We start from the raw sequence: 18,008 nt of genomic DNA, 5'->3' as shown, positions 1-18,008 counted from the left end.
GCGTGCGACAAGGAGGCTGGGAGTCTTCATACGCCGTTTCAGGCGCCGAAACTCCCCGCATAATTCCCAAACGCCGCGAACGACGGCGATCACGGAGGAAGAAAATGGACGCCCATCAGGCTGCGGAGCCGAGCTTTCGGGACAGCGTCGACGCGATGTATCGCCGCGCGGTCAAATACGTGGATCTTCCGCCGGGTCTGGCGGAAAAAATCCGCGTCTGCAACTCCACCTATACGGTGCGTTTCGGCGTGCGCCTGCGCGGCGAGATGCAGACCTTCGTCGGCTATCGCTCGGTGCATAAAGAGCATCTGGAGCCGGTCAAAGGCGGCATCCGCTATGCGCCGAACGTCGATCAGGACGAGGTCGAGGCTCTGGCCGCGCTCATGACCTATAAATGCGCGGTGATGGAGGTGCCTTACGGCGGCTCCAAGGGCGGGCTCTGCATCGACCCCCGCGCCTGGACCGAGGAGGAGCTGGAGCGCATCACCCGCCGCTTCGCCTCCGAGCTCATCAAGCGCGACCTCATCAACCCCGCGACCAACGTCCCCGCCCCCGACATGGGCACCGGCGAGCGCGAAATGGCGTGGATCGTCGATCAATATCGCCGCACCCGCACCGACGACATCAACGCCGCCGCCTGCGTCACGGGCAAGCCGCGCAATCTCGGCGGCATCGCCGGGCGCGTCGAGGCCACGGGGCGCGGCGTGCAATACGCCCTGCGCGAGTTCTTCCGCCATAAGCAGGACGTCGCGCTGACGGGCCTCAAGGGCGGGCTGAAGGGCAAGCGCGTGATCGTGCAGGGCCTCGGCAACGTGGGCTATCACGCGGCGAAGTTCCTCTCCGAGGAGGACGACGCGCCGGTCGTGGCGGTGCTGGAGCGCGACGGCGCCGTGATCAATCCCAAGGGCCTGAACATCGAGGATCTGAAAGAGCATCTCAAGGCCGCGGGCGGGGTGAAGGGCTTCGAAGGCGGCTCCTATGTCGCCGACGCCGCCTCTCTGCTCGAAGCCGAATGCGACATCCTGATCCCCGCCGCCATGGAGGGCGTGATCAACCTCTCCAACGCCGAGCGGATCAAGGCGCCTCTGATCATCGAGGCGGCGAACGGCCCGGTCACGGCGGGCGCCGACCGCATTCTGCGCGAGAAGGGCGTGGTCATCATCCCCGACATGTACGCCAACGGCGGCGGCGTGACGGTCTCTTATTTCGAATGGGTGAAGAACCTTCAGCATATCCGCTTCGGACGGATGCAGCGCCGCCAAGAGGAGGCGCGCCATGAAAAGCTCATCTCCGCGCTGGAGGAGATGACCGGCAAGCCCTTCCCCGTCGAAATGCGCGAGGCCTTCGTCAAAGGCACCGACGAGCTGGATCTCGTGCGCTCCGGCCTCGACGACACCATGCGCTCGGCCTATTCCAACATCGCCGAGATCTGGCGCGCCAAACGCGACGAAGGCGTGGATCTGCGCACGGCGGCCTTCATTCTGGCCATTCAGCGGATCGGTTTGTCTTATCGCTCTCTGGGCCTCTGAGCCCTCGGCGCCGCGCAGGATGGGGCCGCCTTTCGGGGCGGCCTTTTCTCGTCTCCGATCCGTGAAGCTTCCGGCCTTTGCGGAAGGCGTCGCCGCCTCTATCTTTTCAGAGTCCCGCCTCGCTCGGAGTCCTCGCCATGGCCGCTTACCGCCCGCCCGTCCTCCCGCCCTCGGAGATCACGCCGCAAGAAATCTGGCTGGACCGGCGCAGACTTCTGGCGGGGGCCGTCGCGGCGGGTCTGGTGGCTCCGGCCATCGCCTCCGGCAAAGCTCTGGCGGCGCCTCTGGAGGCCGCGAAAGGCGGATATGATCCCGGCGAGCCGCTCACGCCGCAGAAGGACGTGACGAGCTACAATAACTTCTATGAATTCGGCAGCGGCAAGAGCGATCCCGCCCGCAACTCCGGCGATTTCAAGCCCGAGCCTTGGGCTTTGGAGGTCGGGGGGCTGGTCGCCAAGCCCAAGAGCTTCGATCTCGACGCCCTGCGCGGCCTCGGCCTTGAGGAGCGGGTTTACCGCATGCGCTGCGTCGAGGCTTGGTCCATGGTGATCCCTTGGATCGGCTTGCCCATCTCGGCGCTGCTGGATCAGGTGGAGCCTCTGGCCTCGGCGAAATACGTCGCCTTTGAAACCGTGGTCCGCCCCGAGGAGATGTCCGGCCAGCGCGGCGCCTTCCAGCCGCTGGATTGGCCCTATGTCGAGGGCCTGCGTCTGGACGAGGCGCGGCATCCGCTGGCGATCCTCGCGATGGGGCTCTACGGCGAGACCCTGCCCAATCAGAACGGCGCGCCGGTGCGGCTGGTGGTCCCGTGGAAATACGGCTTCAAGGGCGCGAAATCCCTTGTGAAGATCACCTTGACCGAGAAGGAGCCGCCTTCGACGTGGAATCTTCTCGCGCCGCATGAATACGGCTTCTACGCCAATGTGAATCCCGAGGTGGACCATCCCCGCTGGAGCCAAGCCTCCGAAAGGCGCATCGGCGCCGGAGGCTTCTTCGGCTCGGACCGCCGCCCCACCCTGCCCTTCAACGGCTACGCCGAAGAGGTGGCGAGCCTCTATGCGGGCATGGATCTGCGGGCGAAATATTGAGCGCCCCCTCCTCTCGCCCCGCCTCTTCCGGGATCTCCGCGCGGCGCCCGCGCCGCCTGCCCGTCTGGCCGCTTTACGTGGTCGGGCTGCTTCCTGCGCTCTGGGGCTTCTACTTAGGCGCGACGAACCAGCTCGGGGCCGATCCGGTCAAAAGCTTCGAGCATCTGCTTGGGCTTTGGTCGGTGCGGTTTCTCATCCTGACTCTGGCCGTGACGCCCTTGCGCGAGACGACGGGGATCAACCTCATCCGCTGGCGCAGAGCCTTGGGGCTGCTCTGCTTCTGGTTCGCGCTGTTTCACTTCGCGGCTTATCTGCTGCTGGATTTGCAGGCGCTTCAGCTTCGGAACCTCGGCCCGGTCCTCGCCGACATCGCCAAGAGGCCCTTTCTGCTGCTCGGCTTCGCGGCCTTCCTGATGCTGATTCCTTTGGCCGTGACCTCCGGCTCATGGGCGATCCGGCGTCTGGGCTCGGCTTGGGGCAAACTGCATAAGCTGATCTATCCGGCGGCTTTCTGCGCCGCGATTCATCTGCTGCTCGCGGCCAAGACCCTGCGTCTGGAGGAGGCGCTCTATCTTCTGGCGCTGATCCTGCTTTTGCTCTGGCGGCTGATCCCCCGCGCCCGGCGACGGAGGCTTTTCGCCCGCGCGTGAACAGCCTAATCTGCGCAGGCGACTTATCCGCTCGGGAGATTCCGCATGACCGCCCTCGCCTCTCGCCGCGCCGCCCGTCTTGGCGGCGTTTTCTGCGCCTTCGCGCTCCTCTGGACCGCGCCGCTCGCGGCGCAGGAGGCCGGGCGGGCCGAAGTCTCCGCCGAAGACGAGGAAGAGGCGGCGCCCGTCCTCCCGCCTCAGGCCGAGGCCGATCCGGCCGTGACGCTCAAGGCGGTGGAGTTCTTCGAGACCGCCGTCGGAGATTCCCATTGCATCCGCGCGCTCGACTGGCTCGACGAGGAGGACATGGCGCCCCGCATCTACGCCTTGCCGCCTCATCCCGAAACCGGCGCGCGGGATCTGCTCTTTCAGTTCCTCTGCAACCGGGCGGCCTATAACGAGACCCATGTCTTCATCACGGCCAAGCCCGACGGCTCGCGCTTCGCCCTGCTGCAATTCCCGACGCCCCTCGTCGACGTGGATTATGAAAACGACGATTTCGAAGGCGCGGTCCTCGGCGTGAGGATCGTGGGGCTGCGGCTCAAGCGCGAGATCGTCAACGCCTCCTTCGACCCGGAGACCGCCGAGATCTCGGAATTCTCGCGCTGGCGCGGAATCTCCGACGCCTCCAGCGCCTCCGTCTGGCGCTATGTGGACGACCCGGAGACCCCTTTCGACGGCGGTTACGAACTGACGGAATATCAGCTCGACGCCTCTTATGACGGCGAGATGAATCCGCAAAGGCTGATTCCGCCCGAAGTCCCCGCTCCGTGATCCCGCTTCCCGAAATCGAGGGCGCGCCTTGGCCGGAGTTCAAGCCGGGTTCGGTCTGGCTGGTGGGCGCGGGGCCGGGAGACCCCGGCCTGCTCACGCTCCATGCGCTGAACGCGCTCCGTCAGGCGGACGCCGTGGTCTACGACGCCCTCGTCGATCCGCGCATCCTCGCGCTGCGGCGGCCCGAGGCCGAATTGGTCGAGGCGGGCAAACGCGGCGGCAGGCCCTCGGCGAAGCAGGCCGACATCTCGCTGAAGCTGGTGGAGCTGGCGCGGAGAGGCTTGCGGGTGCTGCGGCTCAAGGGCGGAGATCCCTTCGTCTTCGGGCGCGGCGGCGAGGAGGCTCTGGTTCTGGCGGCGGAGGGGATTCCTTTCCGCGTGACGCCGGGGATCACGGCGGCGGTGGCGGGGCTGGCCTACGCCGGGATTCCCGCCACCCATCGGGGAATCAACGCTTCTCTGGCCTTCCTCACCGGCCATGACCAGAACGGCGAGACCCCCGCCATAGATTGGGAGGCCCTGTCGCGCGGCGCGCCCATGCTGGCGATCTATATGGGGCTCGGCCATCTGCCGGAGATCTCCGCCGCGCTGATCCGGGCCGGACGCTCGCCGGAGGAGCCGACGGCCATCGTCTCCAACGCCACTTTGCCCCATCAGAAAGTGCTGGAGACCACCCTCGCCCGCGCCGCCCAAGAGGCCGCCCAAGCGGGAATCGAGCCGCCCGCTTTGATCTGCGTGGGGCCGGGCGTGGCTTTGCGGCGCTTTCTGGCTTGGCGCGAGGAAGAGATGGGGCGCGAGGAGGAGACTGGAGCCGCCTCCTGAATTTCAGCCCTGAGCTTTCAGCGCGCGGAGGAATTGCGGCCTTGCGGCCTTAATCGCCCCTTAAAAACCTTACTTGGTCCGAAAATTTCTTGATTGAGCCCAGATGCGGGCTTACTCGCCCGCCAGTTTAATCTTCATCGGAACGCCGCAACCTTGAAGCCCCGCCCCGACGCGGACGGCCGCCTCAAGAGCGAAAAACAACGAGGAGGAGCCCCCATGCGACAGATTTTGAAATCCGCCCTCTGCGCTTTCGGCCTCGCCGCGGCCGCCATGGCCTCTCCGGCGGCGGCTCAGCCTTGGGGCGGCCCCGGCCCCGGATTTCCGGGCGGCGGCTTCCCCGGCCCCGGCGGCGCCCAGCCGCGCATCATCGTGCCGCCCGGCGGCGGCGGATGTCAGGCGGCGGCGCAGCGCACGCGCGTCGTCTTCCAGTGGAACGAGGCGCAGCAGCTCTGTCAGCAGAATCCCTGGAGCGACCGCCCGGTGCGCTGCGTCGAGGATCTCCAGCGCTACAACATCCCGGTTTGGCAAGCGGTGAGCATCTGCCGCATGGCGCGCTAGAGCGTTGTCCAGCGCAGCCGAAACGGCTTCGCGTCGTGAAAAGGCGACCACACAAGAAGTTCGGCCGTCTGGACGATCCTCTCTGTCAGATCAGGAATTTCTCCGAATTCGCAGCGCTCCTCCCTCGGGCGCTCCGAAAGGCGCGGAGGCCCTCCCCTCGCCCTTGGCGGGCCTTTCCCTCAGGCCATCCCCAACGCCCGGCGCACGTCCCCGGGAGACCAGCCCTCCGCGCGCAGAGCCGCCAGGCTCCGGTCGCCGTCCCGCTTGGCGAGACGGCGACCCTTCTCGTCGCGGATCAGCCGATGGTGGCGATAGAGCGGCGTCGGCGCGCCGAGCAGCGCCTGAAGAAGCCGGTGAACCGCCGTGGCCGCGAAAAGATCGCGTCCGCGCGTGACGTGGGTCGTCCCCTGAAAGGCGTCGTCGACGACCACCGCCAGATGATAGCTCGCAGGCGCGTCCTTGCGCGCGAGGACCACGTCGCCGCAGCCCTCGACCAACCAAGCGGGATCGATCTTGATGCGGCCCGTCTCGCCTTGCGGCCCTTCCTCAAGCTCGACGAACTCCAGAGCCTCGCCCTCCAGCGCCGCCACGGCGCGGCGCATGTCGAGCCGCCACGCATAGGGCTCGCGCGCCAGACGCGCCGGATCGGGCGGATGCAGGCGGCAGGTTCCGGGATAGGCGGGGCCGTCCGGCCCCATCGGAGCCTTGGCCTCGAAGGCGGCTCCGGCGATCTCTTGCGGCGCCGAGAGGGCCGCCGCCACGTCTTTGCGCGTGCAGAGGCAGGGATAGATCAGGCCGCGCCGCCGCAGATCGGCCAGCGCCGCCCCATAGGCCGCCGAGCGGGTCGATTGCCGCAGAACCGGCGTCTCCCAGCTCAGGCCGAGCCAAGCCAGATCCGCGCAGATCGCCGCCTCCCAGAGCGGCCGGGCGCGGGTGGCGTCGAGATCCTCCATGCGCAATAAAAAACGCCCATTCGACGCGCGCGCGGCTTCGAAGCCCCGCAGCGCCGAATAGGCGTGTCCGAGATGCGCCGGGCCCGTCGGGCTCGGCGCGAAGCGTTCGACGACGGAAGGAATCTGAACGCCTCCCCCGTCAGGCCTGCTCTGTGGCGGCGGCGGCCTCGGCGGCGATCTGCTGAAGGAAGAGCTGAAGGCTTTCCGTGTCGAGGGCCAGCTTCAGTTCAGGCGTCGCGCTCGGAAGGGTCGGCGCCGCGGGCGCCCAAGCCGCCGGAGATGAGACGGCGAGCAGAAGAGCCGCGCCGCAACACCCGAAAAGCTTCGTGAACTTGCTCATGTCAGTCTCCTTTAGACTTGAAAACGAGGTCGAGGAACGTCTCCACCAGCAGATGCCCCTTTTCGCTGATGTGAATCTTATGCCGCAGGATCGAAGTTTTCTCCAGATCCTCGCCCGTTCCATCCGCGCAGGATTCGAAGCCGCCGATCAGGCCGGAGCTTTGAGCGATGGGCAGCATGTTGTTGCGCAGACGGTTGGAGATGGCCTGAATGCGGTCCCGGTCCAGAGCCTGAGCAAGCCGGTTGAGGCTGACGCAACAGCGCTCGGGCGGTTTCTCGAAATCGCTTCCGGGCGTCCAGGCCATATAAAGGATGTGCATCATGGCCATCATGTCCGCATCCTTCAGATATTTCCCGTCGACGCGGCGACGCGCTTCGCTGCCGGGCAACGGCAGGTCCATGATCTTGAGGGCGGTCGCCCAAAAACCGATCATCGACATGAAGCGAAAAGCCCGGCGACGAGGATCGCCGGACGGGAAGGGATCGGGGGGGGTCTCCCCGGAGCCGCCGTCGTTGAGGCGATCCTCTTTGTCGTGTTCATCCTCGCCTTTCTTCTTTTTTCCTTCGCCTTCTCCGTCGTCGGGCGGTTCGCCGCCGACCTCGCGAGGAGGCGCAAGCAGAATCTGGGGAGATGCGAAATCAAGCTGATTCAGGAATTTCATGGGTGTGCCCCCGAGAGGCCGCGCCCCCTCCCCATTTGGGTTCGCGGCGGTTGAGATGTCCGATCAGGATATGTCTTACAAGCTGCGAAATTAAAGCACGTCGACTAAAAAATGCACCCTACGAATCATTTAATGCTAAAGGATAGGATTTCCGCCGCGCGCCATGCCAAACGCCGCGCTTTCAAGGGCGCGGCGTTCTGGGAAGGCTCGGAAGGGGCCGCCTCGGGGTCAGGCGATCTGACGCACGTCGGTGAGGCGGCCGGTCAGGGCCGCCGCCGCCGCCATGGCGGGGCTCATCAGATGGGTGCGGCCGCCGCGGCCCTGACGGCCCTCGAAATTGCGGTTCGAGGTCGAGGCGCAGCGCTCGCCCGGCTGGAGCTTGTCGGCGTTCATCGCGAGGCACATGGAGCAGCCCGGCTCGCGCCAGTCGAAGCCCGCCGCGCGCAGGACGTCGGCGACGCCCTCGCGCTCGGCCTGCTCGCTCACGAGGCCGGAGCCCGGAACGATCATCGCCCGCAGGCCCGCCTTGATCTTGCGGTCGCCGACGATGCGCGCCACCTCGCGCAGATCCTCGATGCGGCTGTTGGTGCAGCTGCCGATGAAGACCGCGTCGATGGCCACGTCCTCCAGACGCACGCCCGGCGTCAGGCCCATATATTCCAGCGAGCGGCGCGCGGCGGCGCGCTTATGCTCGTCTTCGAAATCCTCGGGATTGGGCACCAGGGCCGTGATCGGCAGGACGTCCTCAGGGCTGGTGCCCCAAGTCACCACCGGAGCGATGGCGGAGCCGTCGAGGATCACGGTGCGGTCGTAATGGGCGCCCTCGTCGGTGAAGAGGGTCCGCCAATAGGCCACGGCGCGCTCCCAAGCCTCGCCCTGAGGGGCCATGCGGCGGCCCTCCACATAAGCGAAGGTCTTTTCGTCCGGCGCCACGAGGCCCGCCCGCGCGCCACCCTCGATGGCCATGTTGCAGACCGTCATGCGCCCTTCGAGCGACAGGCTCCGGATGGCCTCGCCGGCGTATTCGATGACATGGCCGGTGCCGCCCGCCGTGCCGGTCTGGCCGATGATGGACAAGGTGACGTCTTTCGCCGTCACGCCCGCGCCGAGCGTCCCGTCGACGCGCACGAGCATGTTCTTGGATTTCTTCTGGATCAGCGTCTGGGTGGCGAGGACGTGCTCCACCTCGGAGGTGCCGATGCCATGGGCCAAAGCGCCGAAAGCCCCATGGGTGGCGGTGTGGCTGTCGCCGCAGACGATGGTCATGCCGGGCTGGGTGAAGCCCTGCTCAGGGCCGATCACATGCACGATGCCCTGACGCTTATCCAGAACGTCGAAGATCTCGACGCCGAATTCGGCGGCGTTCTGGCGGAGGGTCTCGACCTGCACCCGCGATTCCGGATCGGCGATGCCCAAACGGCGGTCGGCGGTGGGGACGTTATGGTCGGGCACCGCGAGGGTCGCCTCCGGGCGACGCACCTTGCGTCCGGCGGCGCGCAGGCCCTCGAAGGCCTGCGGGCTGGTCACTTCATGGACCAGATGGCGGTCGATGTAGAGCAGGCAGGTGCCGTCCTCCTGCTGGTGGATGACGTGATCGTCCCAAATCTTATCGTAAAGCGTGCGGGGGCCTTGGGCCTTGGGGGTGTCGGACATGGAGGAGTTCCTGAAAGACGGGCGGCGCAAGAGCGCCGAGGCTGACTTTTGGGAGAGCGCGCGAAACTTTCGAAAAGTCTTGCAACTTTTCGGCTCGCGCTCGTTGGCGAACCGTCAGAAGGGGGCCGGAAGTCGGTCCGAAGCCGCGAAAGGCCCGAAGAACCGCCATGGAACGCGCGCCCGGTCGTCGAAACGCGCATAGGCGTAGCCGCGCCGGAGATAGCTCCGGACGGCGGAATTCGACGAAATGAGGCGCAAGGCGGTCATGGCTCAGAAATAAGCCTTTCGCCGCCCCGGCGCAAGCGGCCCGAAGCCGCCCCAACCGGACCCGGCGCCGAAAAGGACAGGGCCGCAGGGCCGGGTTTGACAGGCCCTCGCGATTGACTTCATTTTGAAAGAGCTTTCGGGCTTGGATCTCCCTCCGGAGATCCGCAGAGGAGGATGAACGTGACTCAGGAGCCCCCTCTCGACCTTTTCGTCGTCGGCGGCGGAATCAACGGCTGCGGAATCGCCCGCGACGCCGCAGGGCGCGGCTATCGCGTCGGGCTGGCCGAAATGGGGGATTTGGCTTCCGGAACCTCCTCAGGCGCGACCAAGCTGATTCACGGCGGCTTGCGCTATCTGGAGCATTATGAGTTCCGGCTCGTGCGCGAGGCTCTGAGGGAGCGCGAAACCCTCTGGGCCATGGCGCCGAACCTCATCCGGCCTTTGCGCTTCGTGCTGCCCATGGAGAAAGGCGGCGCCCGACCCGCCTGGATGATCCGCGCCGGGCTTTTCCTCTATGACAATCTCGGCGGGCGCAAGCTCCTGCCGCCCACCCGCGCGCTGGATCTGCGCAGCGATCCGCTCGGGGCGGCGCTCAAGCCGAAATTCGGGCGGGCCTATGAATATTCCGACGGCTGGGTCGACGACGCCCGCCTCACCCTGCTCAACGCCCGCGACGCCGCCGATAAGGGCGCCGAGATCCTCGTCCGGGCCAAGGTCGCGGCGGCGCGGCGCGAAAACTCCCCGGAGGGCGGGCTCTGGCGGATCGAGATCGAACGCGGCGGCGAAAGGCTGATCCGGCGGGCGCGGATGCTCGTCAATGCGGCGGGGCCTTGGGCCGACATCCTGCTGCGCGAGGCTCTGGGCCGCCGCGAGGCGCGTCATGTGCGGCTGGTGCAGGGCTCGCATATCGTCACGCGGCGGCGCTTCCCCGGAGAGCGCGCCTTCTTCTTTCAGAATCCCGACGGACGGATTCTCTTCGCCATCCCCTATGAGCGGGAGTTCACGCTCTTCGGCACCACCGATCAGGATTTCACCGGAGATCCCGCCCGCGCGAAGATCACGCCGGAGGAGGAGGCTTATCTCATCGAGATGGCCGGGGCCTATCTGCGCGAGCCCATCCGGCGGGAGGACGTCGTCTGGAGCTACGCCGCCGTGCGTCCGCTCTATGACGACGGCGCGAGCAAGGCCCAAGAGGCCACCCGCGATTACGTGCTGAATCTCGAAGCCCCCGCCGGAGAAGCGCCTTTGCTCGACGTCTTCGGCGGCAAGCTGACCACCTATCGCCGCCTCGCCGAGAACGCTCTGGAGAAGATCGGCGGCGCCATAGGCTCCAAAGCCGGGCCATGGACCGCATGGTCCCATCTGCCCGGCGGAGATTTCCCGGTCGAGGGCCTCGCGGAGGAGACGGCGAAGCTGGCGCGCGCCAAACCCTTCCTCGGCGAGGCGCTGGCGGCGCGGCTCATGCGGCTTTACGGGCTCGAAGCCTATAAGATGTTGGAGGGAATCTATGCGGCGGAGGGGCTCGGACGGCGCTTCGGCGCGGATCTCCATGAGGCGGAGCTCCGCTGGATGATCGCCCGCGAATGGGCCATGACCGCCGAGGACGTCCTTTGGCGGCGCAGCAAGCTCGGCCTGCTCTTCACGCCGCAGGAGGCCGGGGATCTGGCGCAGGCCATGGCGCAGCCCCGATGAGCCGCCGCCTCCCGCCTTCGCGCGCTTGATTCCAGAGCCCGAAGAGCGCATGTGAGGCCCTGACCTCCCGCCCCCGGCTCTTCAAGGAGACAGAAGCATGTCGCTCGAGACCGCTCGTCAGCTGATTCGCCTCGCCCTGCGCGCCGGAGCCGGGGCCGCCTCGGCCTCCGCCTCGCGCAGCGACCATTTCGAAGCGAATTTCCGCATGGGCCGTCTCGACTCCATCGAAAGAGCCGAAACTCTGGATCTGAGCCTGCGCGTGCAGATCGGGCGGCGGCAAGCCTGCGCCAGCGTCTCCAGCCTCGACCCTCAAGCCATGGAGGATCTCGCGGAGAAGACCGTCGCCATGGCCAAAGAGGCCACCGAAGACCCTTGGTGCGCCTTCGCCGAAACCCAGACGCCCCTCAAAGGCCCTGATCTCGAACTCTTCGACTCCGCCGATCCCGGCCCGGCCGCCGAATATCGCCGCGCCGCCGAGGAGATGGATCAGGTCATGCGCGCGGTTCCGGGCGTGACCAACGGCGAGGGCTCTTCGGCGGGTTGGGCCGTCGGGAGCCAAGCCTCCGCCTTCAGCGACGGCTATGAAAGCGCCCGCCGCGACAGCTCCTTTTGGCTGAGCTGTCAGGCCATCGCGGGCGAAGGGCTCGGCATGAAGGGCGATTACGACTTCGACCATAAGCGCTGGCGCTCGGATCTGCGCGCTCCGGAGGCGATCGCCCGCAGCGCCGGAGAACGCGCCGCGCGGCGGGTCGGCGCGCGCAAGCCCCCCGGAGGCCCCGCGCCGGTGATCTTCGAGCGGCGGGTCTCGTCTTCGCTGCTGGCCCACCTGCTCAACGCCATCAACGGGGAATCCGTGGCGCGGGGCTCCAGCTTCCTGCGCGAGAAGCTCGGCGAGCGCGTCTTCTGCGCCGGAATCGAGATCGAGGACGATCCTTGGCTCAAGCGCGGCCTCGGCTCGCGGCTGGCCGACGGCGAAGGCCGACGCACCGCGCCGCGCAAGCTGGTCGAAGACGGAATCCTCAAGACTTGGCTCCTCGATTCCCAGACCGCCCGGCGGCTGGAGACGGAGAGCAACGCCTGCGCTTGGGGCGGCGCGGGCTCCACGCCTTCGCCCGGCCCCTCCAACGTCCGGATGGCGCCGGGGAGCCTCTCGCCGGAGGCGCTGATCCGCGACGTGAAGTCGGGCTTCCTCGTGACCGAATTCCTCGGCGCGAGCGTCAATCCCACCACCGGCGCCTATAGCCGCGGGGCCGCGGGCTTTTGGATCGAGGACGGCGAAATCGCCTATCCGGTGGACGAGGCCACCGTGGCGGGCGCTCTGCCGGAGATGTTCATGAACCTCACGCTGGCGAACGATCTGCGCGGAGACCGGCGCATCGACGCCCCCACCATCCGCGTGGAGGGCTGCCATGTCGCCGTTTGATCCGCAGGGCCAAGAAGATCTCGACGCGGATTTCGCTCTGCTGACCGAAGCCGTCGAGGCGGCGAGCGAGGCCGCCATGCGCCATTTCGGGCGTCAGCCGCAGGTCTGGGACAAGGGCGGCAGCCCGGTCTCGGAGGGCGATTTCGCCGCCGACGCCGCCTTGCGCGAGCGCCTGCGCGGCGCGCGTCCGGATTACGGCTGGATGTCCGAGGAGAGCGACGATCCGCAAAGCCGGCTCAAGGCGCGGCGGGTCTGGATCGTCGATCCCATCGACGGAACGCGCAACTACATCTCGGCGCATAAGGATTTCGGAGTCTGCGCGGCCTTGGTCGAGGATGGGCGCGTGGTGCTGGGCGCGGTGGGGGCTCCGGCGCGCGGGGAGTTCTACGCCGCCCGGCTCGGCGGCGGGGCCTTCCTCAACGGGGCGCGGGTCCGGCGGGCCGCCGGGCCGGATTTCGCCCCGGATCTCTCCTCCGTGCGCTTCGTCGGCAACAACGCCATGACGGATTGGCGGCTCTGGCGCGACGGCAAGAAGCTGAACGCCAAGCCCGTCTACGTCGGCTCTCTGGCGCTGCGGGTCTGCATGGTCGGGACCGGACGTTTCGACGCCGCGATGATCGTCAATCCCTTCCATGAATGGGATCTGGCGGCGGCGGAGATCTTCGCCGCCGAAGCGGGCGTGCGGGTGGTCGGCTTCGACGGGAAGGAAGGCGTCTATAATCAGCCTTCTCCGGTGCGGCCCAATCTGGTGGCCGCGCCCGAGCCTCTGGCGGGCGAGATCCTCAGCCGCATGGCCTGAGAGGAGGCGCGCCGCCCGAAGCTTTCCGGGCGGCGCTGGTTCAGTCTTCAGCGGGTCTCTTCGATGGAGATGGAGCGCATCGCGTAATCGCCCCCCGCGTTGAAGAAGGCGAAGCCGCGCCAATCGTCGCGGAAGGCCACGTCCGAAACGCTGAACAGCAATTCGCCGTCCACGCGCACGCTCATGGCGCCGTTGGCGGCGCGGACCCACTCCACGTCATGCGGGACGTTGGCCGCGAAGCGGCGCAGCGGCGCATTGGCGAGATCGGTGTAGCCCGAAGCGCCCCGGCGCGTCAGCACGGCGCGTCCTTCGGGGCCGCCGCGCAGCTCCAGCCGATAGCCGTTCCAGTTCGAGCCGCCCTGATGCATGATCAGATGCGCCGCGCCGTCGCCGCCGAGATCCGTGATGCGGGTCTTGAGCGTGAAGGCGTTGCCGATGGGCTGAGCGTATTCGATGAGCGCGGCGTTGGGCGGCGCCTCCTGCGGGCCGAGGCCGAGCGATTGCGGCCCCACCAGCAGCGCCTGAAGCAGCTCCTGCGGCGAAACCTGACGGCGCGTGACCGTCGGCGGGGCGGTCGGGCGCAGCGAGCGCAGACCATTGGCCGGATCCACGCCCCATTGCCCCTGACGCGCCGTCCAGACCGTGCCGCGCGTATAATCGCCGTCGGCGAACGCATCGCTCATGAAGACCCGCGCCGGAGCGACGGGAGCGACCACCACAGGCGGACGCGGCGGCTGAACCACCGTCACCTCGGGGCGCGGCGTGGGGCGCAGGCCCGGACGCCCGTCAGGGCGGCGGTCGTCGCGGTCGTCGTAGCGCTCGATCACGCGGCGCAGATCGCGCAGGAAATCGGGATCGGCGGCGCGCTGGCGCTCGGCGGCGCGCACCAGACGATTCAGCTGCTCCACCAATTCGCGGGCGCGCTCGGCTTCGTCGCCGCGCCAAGGGGAGTAAGTCGGCTCGGATTCCGAAGAGGACCAGCGCCCGAAGCCGCCATGTCCGGCGCCGCCGAAACCCGGCTGACCGCCGGAGCCCATCGAGGAAGGGGGCGGCGCGCTCGGAATCGGCTGGACGCCGGAGGGGGGCGGCGAAGCCGGGAAGCCCTGAACCGTTCCGGTCATGACTCCGGGCGCAGCGGAGCCGAAGCCGGGAGACGCCGCAGGCGCGGAGGGGTTGTAGATCGGCGGCGAGCCCGAAGCGGGCGCTCCGGACGCGGAGGAGCCGCCTCCCCAAAGGACGGTCTGCGCGCCGGCGCCTGAGGCGCTCGCCGCCAAGACCAGCGCGAAGGCCGTCGCTGTCGCTCGATTCATCGAATGCTCCATGTTATGCACGCCCCGCCCTCTCCCTCCGAAAACCCGCGCAGGGTTTCCCGTCGGGAGCCGCAGCCAGATCGGCCGAAACGCCTGAAGGAAATCCCGGCGCTCCGGCTCCATGCTACTCAAGCGGCCCATCTTCGCCAATCGTCTTCGGAGGTTCTTGCGGCGAGGGCCATCAGGGGAGACGCCGATGCGCGTTCTTTACGCCGGAGATCCTGAGGAGAAAGCCCTCTGGGAAGGCGCCTTGCGCGCGGCGGATCCGCAGATGGATCTGATCATGGAGCCCGGACAGGCCGATCCGGCCTCGGTGGAGGCGCTTCTTTACGCGCCGAGCGGCCCTTTGCGCGATGTCGCGCCTTATCGGAATCTGCGCTTCATTCAATCGCTTTGGGCGGGGGTGGAGCGCATCCTCGGCGAAGGGCGGCTTCCGGCGGGCGTTCCCCTCGCGCGGATGGTCGAGCCGGGGCTGGAGCGGGGGATGGTCGAATATATGCTCGGCCATGGGCTGCGGATCCATCTGGAGACGGAGCGTTTCCGCGAGGCTCAGGCGCGGGAGCTTTGGGCGCCTCAGGCGCCGCCTCTGGCGAGCGGGCGGCCCGTGGGGGTGCTGGGGCTCGGAGAACTCGGCGCGGCGGTCGCGCGGGCGCTGGCGGGAGTCGGGTTTCCCGTCTCGGGCTGGAGCCGCTCGCCGAAACCGGGGATCGGGGCGGAGATCCGGGCGCTCTCCGGCCCGGAGGGGCTGGAGGAGATTCTGAAAAGCTCCGAGATCCTCATGGTCCTGCTGCCGCTGACCCCTGAAACGCGGGGATTGCTGAACGCCCGGACTCTGGCGCTGCTTCCGCGTGGGGCGCAGATCGTCAATGCGGCGCGCGGCCCGATCCTTGAGGAGGAGGCGCTTTTAGCGGCGCTGGAGTCGGGCGCGCTCGGCGGCGCGACGCTGGACGTCTTCGCGGTCGAACCCCTGCCGCCCGGACATCCCTTCTGGCGTCATCCGAGGATTCTCGTCACGCCCCATGTGGCCAGCGCCACCCGCCCCGAGACCGCCGCTCAGGTGGTCGCCGCGCAGATGCGGCGCCTCGCGCGGGGCGAGCGGCCGCTGCATCTCGTGGACCGGGGCCGGGGATATTGAGCGTTTTCCGATCCTGCGGGATCGTTCAAAAGCTCCAACTTCTTTTATGGTCGCGCGTTCACGACGCGAAGCCGAAGCGGCGGCGCGGCCCGGTCACGGCTTGAAGAGGCGCGCCCGGGCGTAGACCGGACCCTCCACTGTGCAGCCGTTGCCGCTCGCAGGCTTCACGCCATCCGGGCCGTAGAAATAATAGTAATGCTTGACGCCCCCCGGCACGACCCTTCCCGTTCCATCTGGATTCTTTCTTTCTGGGTCTGGTTTATTCTCCAGACAAGCTGCGTCTGCGGGATCCCGCGTGCCGACCAGCCACAAGCTGCCGCCCAGATAAAAACCGCCGCCGCCGGGGGAGCCGGATGTCAGATCTCCAGTCATGTAAGGCTCGGTCATATAGCGAAAACCTTGATTCCAAGACGAGACATGCAGAATGCGGAAGCCGCTATTGCGCGAGATCCCGAATTCATAGGCTTCTCGCCGCGCGGGATCTTGCTTCAGCCATGCGTCGAAGGCTTTGACGTTCGGAGCCACGGGCGCCCAGGTCAGGGCGGCTTCGATCCGCCCCAAAACCTCTTCGAACGCCGCCTGACGCTGGATGAGGCCCGCCCCGGCCTCTTGCGCCCTCGCCGCCCCGCTCTCCAGAGCGGAGGAGGTCAGGACAGCCGCACCCGATAAGATCGCGGCCCGCAGGAATTTCAAAGCCTTGCTTTTCGTCCGATGCATGATCGCCTCTCCCTTGGGATGAATTTCTCCGTCGACGCGACGCCGCCCCCTCGCGATAAAATGGAGTTCGCCGCGCGCCTCAGGCCGCCAGCCCCTCAGGGGGTCATTCTGCAAAAAGGCGCGCCCGGGCGTAGATTGGGCCCTCTAGAACGCAGCCGTTGCCGCTCGCAGGCTTCACGCCATCCGGGCCGTAGAAATAATAGTAATGCTTGACGCCCCCCGGCACGACCCTTCCCGCTCCGTCTGGTTTATCGCCCAGACAAGCTGCGTCTGCGGGGTCCTTCGTGCCGACCACCCAGAAGCTGCCGCCCAGATGAAAGCCGCCGCCGATGGAGCCGGATTGGAAATCTCCGGTCATAAAAGGCTCGGTCGTATAGCGATAGCCTCCATTCCAGTCTGAAATGGTCAGAATGCGGAAGCCGCTATTGCGCCGGATCCCGAATTCATAGGCGTATCGCCGATTGTCGCCTTCCCTCAGCCATGCGTCGAAGGCTTTGAGGTCCGGGGCCACAGGCGTCCAGATCAGGGCGGCTTCGACCCGCCCTAAAACCTCTTCGACCCGCCCCAAAACCTCCTCGAACGCCGCCTGACGCTGGATGAGGCCCGCGCCGACTTCTTGAGCCTTCGCCGCCCCGCTCTCCAGAGCGGAGGAGGTCAGGAAAGCGGCCGCTGATAAGACGGCGGCCTGCGAAAATCGGAGAGGAGTTTTGTGTGTTCGCCGCATGATCGCCCCTCATTCGCGGATGAAGCCTTGCGTGGTTAATGAATATTAACCTGAAAATCCCCCGAATTGCAATCAAAGCGAGCGGTGAAATTGATTGATCCGGATAAGAGAATCAAATCAGACAATCTCATTAAAAATGAGATCATCTTATCTAAAAGCAATCCATCAGGATTTCCGCGCGACCCTATAAGCGGCGAAAGGGATTGAACGCATTCGCTCAATCAAAAAATCTTCTCAGCGCGCCCAAGGCTGCGGCCTGCGACCGACGAGGCTCCGGAAGATGAGAGCCCGCTCCGACGCTTCTCCGCATCTCCCGCGGCTCTTGGGCCGATCCTATGGATTGGCCGGGGCCGCCTCATCCTCAAGGAAGGCGAACCAAGTTCCATAGGAGACCAGAACGCTGCTGCGGCACCATGTGAAGAATGAATATTCAAATCCCTCGGCGGTTATGTCGGTCGCTTCGAGATGCAGCCGGATCAGAGTGTCGTCCGTGCCGCTATCCACACGACGCAGACCCACGACGACTTTCGGCGGCCTCGCGAAGGGTTTTGAGAAGGCCACCTTCCCCTTCACGATCCCCCGGATTCCCCGCCCGGGAGTCTCAGGGCACTCCGTCCTCTTCGTCAGCTCCGGAATATCCCTAGAGGAGAGCGTCAGGTCTCCGCTCTCGAAGCGCCGCTCCTTCAGGGCGGCGACTTCCTTCTCCAACTCGGATAAACGCTGAACGAGGCCCGCCCCGGCGTCCTGCGCCCTTGCGGCCTCGCTCGCCAAGACGGCGCCCGCCCAAAGGCCCAACCCCAGAAAAACAGCGGCGCGGACAGGAGCTCGAAGATTTCCCTCAAACCGACTCATGGTCGAATCCCCCATCTTAAGATGGGTTCATCCATAATCTAAATCTCCTGATCGGACAATAT

The 18,008-nt window shown here is 66.8% G+C and carries 19 protein-coding genes; 10 read left to right on the top strand and 9 right to left on the bottom strand.

The features are described 5' to 3' along the window. The first annotated feature begins 104 nt into the window (after positions 1-104). The 6 genes from B161_RS0105485 (at position 105) to B161_RS0105460 (ending at position 5,420) form a co-directional block, all read left to right on the top strand. Positions 105-1,529: a Glu/Leu/Phe/Val family dehydrogenase gene (locus B161_RS0105485; RefSeq protein ID WP_018632371.1), complete on the top strand. Its 1,425-nt coding sequence runs from the start codon at positions 105-107 to the stop codon at positions 1,527-1,529. 137 nt (positions 1,530-1,666) lie between these two features. Continuing rightward, positions 1,667-2,617 (top strand): protein-methionine-sulfoxide reductase catalytic subunit MsrP, encoded by a 951-nt coding sequence (gene msrP, locus B161_RS0105480; protein ID WP_018632370.1) that lies wholly within the window; start codon positions 1,667-1,669, stop codon positions 2,615-2,617. After that, positions 2,614-3,267, top strand: coding sequence for a protein-methionine-sulfoxide reductase heme-binding subunit MsrQ (gene msrQ, locus B161_RS0105475; protein ID WP_018632369.1), 654 nt, complete (start codon positions 2,614-2,616; stop codon positions 3,265-3,267). Before msrP ends, msrQ begins: the two co-directional genes overlap by 4 nt. 45 nt (positions 3,268-3,312) lie before the next feature. Further along, positions 3,313-4,041, top strand: a complete 729-nt coding sequence (locus B161_RS18640; RefSeq protein WP_018632368.1) for a DUF1176 domain-containing protein — start codon at positions 3,313-3,315, stop codon at positions 4,039-4,041. Next, positions 4,038-4,862, top strand: coding sequence for a uroporphyrinogen-III C-methyltransferase (gene cobA, locus B161_RS0105465; protein ID WP_018632367.1), 825 nt, complete (start codon positions 4,038-4,040; stop codon positions 4,860-4,862). Before B161_RS18640 ends, cobA begins: the two co-directional genes overlap by 4 nt. A 216-nt stretch (positions 4,863-5,078) precedes the next feature. Then, a complete protein-coding gene (locus B161_RS0105460) occupies positions 5,079-5,420 on the top strand; it encodes a hypothetical protein (protein ID WP_018632366.1) in 342 nt (113 codons plus the stop codon). A gap of 179 nt (positions 5,421-5,599) precedes the next feature. Here the strand turns inward: B161_RS0105460 and gluQRS are convergent, their stop codons facing one another. The 5 genes from gluQRS to B161_RS19550 all read right to left on the bottom strand — a co-directional run bounded on the left by gluQRS (position 5,600) and on the right by B161_RS19550 (position 9,294). After that, on the bottom strand, positions 5,600-6,496 hold the full coding sequence (gene gluQRS, locus B161_RS0105455) for a tRNA glutamyl-Q(34) synthetase GluQRS (RefSeq protein ID WP_026310213.1): 897 nt from the start codon (positions 6,494-6,496) through the stop codon (positions 5,600-5,602). A 16-nt stretch (positions 6,497-6,512) separates the two neighbouring features. After that, positions 6,513-6,713 carry a hypothetical protein gene (locus tag B161_RS0105450; protein ID WP_018632364.1) on the bottom strand — a complete coding sequence of 67 codons (201 nt, stop codon included), beginning with the start codon at positions 6,711-6,713 and terminating at the stop codon, positions 6,513-6,515. A 1-nt stretch (position 6,714) separates the two neighbouring features. Further along, entirely contained in the window at positions 6,715-7,152 is a 438-nt protein-coding gene (locus B161_RS0105445; protein ID WP_157755538.1) for a hypothetical protein, read from the bottom strand. A 450-nt stretch (positions 7,153-7,602) separates the two neighbouring features. Then, positions 7,603-9,027 (bottom strand): 3-isopropylmalate dehydratase large subunit, encoded by a 1,425-nt coding sequence (leuC, locus tag B161_RS0105440; protein WP_018632362.1) that lies wholly within the window; start codon positions 9,025-9,027, stop codon positions 7,603-7,605. Between the two features lie 114 nt (positions 9,028-9,141). Further along, on the bottom strand, positions 9,142-9,294 hold the full coding sequence (locus tag B161_RS19550; RefSeq protein WP_018632361.1) for a hypothetical protein: 153 nt from the start codon (positions 9,292-9,294) through the stop codon (positions 9,142-9,144). A gap of 174 nt (positions 9,295-9,468) precedes the next feature. On the opposite strand from B161_RS19550, the gene glpD reads away from it, so the two are divergent. The 3 genes from glpD (at position 9,469) to B161_RS16880 (ending at position 13,208) form a co-directional block, all read left to right on the top strand. After that, positions 9,469-10,986, top strand: a complete 1,518-nt coding sequence (gene glpD / locus B161_RS0105430; protein WP_018632360.1) for a glycerol-3-phosphate dehydrogenase — start codon at positions 9,469-9,471, stop codon at positions 10,984-10,986. Between the two features lie 97 nt (positions 10,987-11,083). Next, positions 11,084-12,409 carry a TldD/PmbA family protein gene (locus B161_RS0105425; RefSeq protein WP_018632359.1) on the top strand — a complete coding sequence of 442 codons (1,326 nt, stop codon included), beginning with the start codon at positions 11,084-11,086 and terminating at the stop codon, positions 12,407-12,409. Next, positions 12,396-13,208 (top strand): 3'(2'),5'-bisphosphate nucleotidase CysQ, encoded by an 813-nt coding sequence (locus B161_RS16880; protein WP_018632358.1) that lies wholly within the window; start codon positions 12,396-12,398, stop codon positions 13,206-13,208. Before B161_RS0105425 ends, B161_RS16880 begins: the two co-directional genes overlap by 14 nt. A 47-nt stretch (positions 13,209-13,255) precedes the next feature. Here the strand turns inward: B161_RS16880 and B161_RS18635 are convergent, their stop codons facing one another. Then, positions 13,256-14,518, bottom strand: a complete 1,263-nt coding sequence (locus tag B161_RS18635) for a hypothetical protein (protein WP_157755537.1) — start codon at positions 14,516-14,518, stop codon at positions 13,256-13,258. Between the two features lie 196 nt (positions 14,519-14,714). Between B161_RS18635 and B161_RS0105410 the strand changes: the two genes are divergently transcribed. Next, positions 14,715-15,653 carry a 2-hydroxyacid dehydrogenase gene (locus B161_RS0105410; RefSeq protein WP_018632357.1) on the top strand — a complete coding sequence of 313 codons (939 nt, stop codon included), beginning with the start codon at positions 14,715-14,717 and terminating at the stop codon, positions 15,651-15,653. A gap of 93 nt (positions 15,654-15,746) precedes the next feature. On the opposite strand, the gene B161_RS0105405 is transcribed toward B161_RS0105410, so the two are convergent. From B161_RS0105405 to B161_RS20165, 3 genes are all read right to left on the bottom strand, one after another. Then, positions 15,747-16,370, bottom strand: a complete 624-nt coding sequence (locus B161_RS0105405; protein WP_018632356.1) for a hypothetical protein — start codon at positions 16,368-16,370, stop codon at positions 15,747-15,749. A 103-nt stretch (positions 16,371-16,473) separates the two neighbouring features. Continuing rightward, complete coding sequence (locus tag B161_RS0105400) at positions 16,474-17,094, bottom strand: hypothetical protein (protein ID WP_018632355.1); 621 nt, start codon at positions 17,092-17,094, stop codon at positions 16,474-16,476. Between the two features lie 333 nt (positions 17,095-17,427). Continuing rightward, the gene (locus B161_RS20165) at positions 17,428-17,946 is read right to left on the bottom strand and encodes an H-type lectin domain-containing protein (RefSeq protein ID WP_276202280.1); all 519 of its coding nucleotides are present in this window, start codon (positions 17,944-17,946) and stop codon (positions 17,428-17,430) included. Positions 17,947-18,008: the final 62 nt, after the last annotated feature.

This window comes from Neomegalonema perideroedes DSM 15528, assembly GCF_000374145.1.
GTDB classification, from domain to species: Bacteria; Pseudomonadota; Alphaproteobacteria; order Rhodobacterales; family Rhodobacteraceae; genus Neomegalonema; species Neomegalonema perideroedes.
The sequence above is the reverse complement of the archived record's forward strand: the minus strand, read 5'-3'. Positions and strand labels throughout refer to the sequence as shown.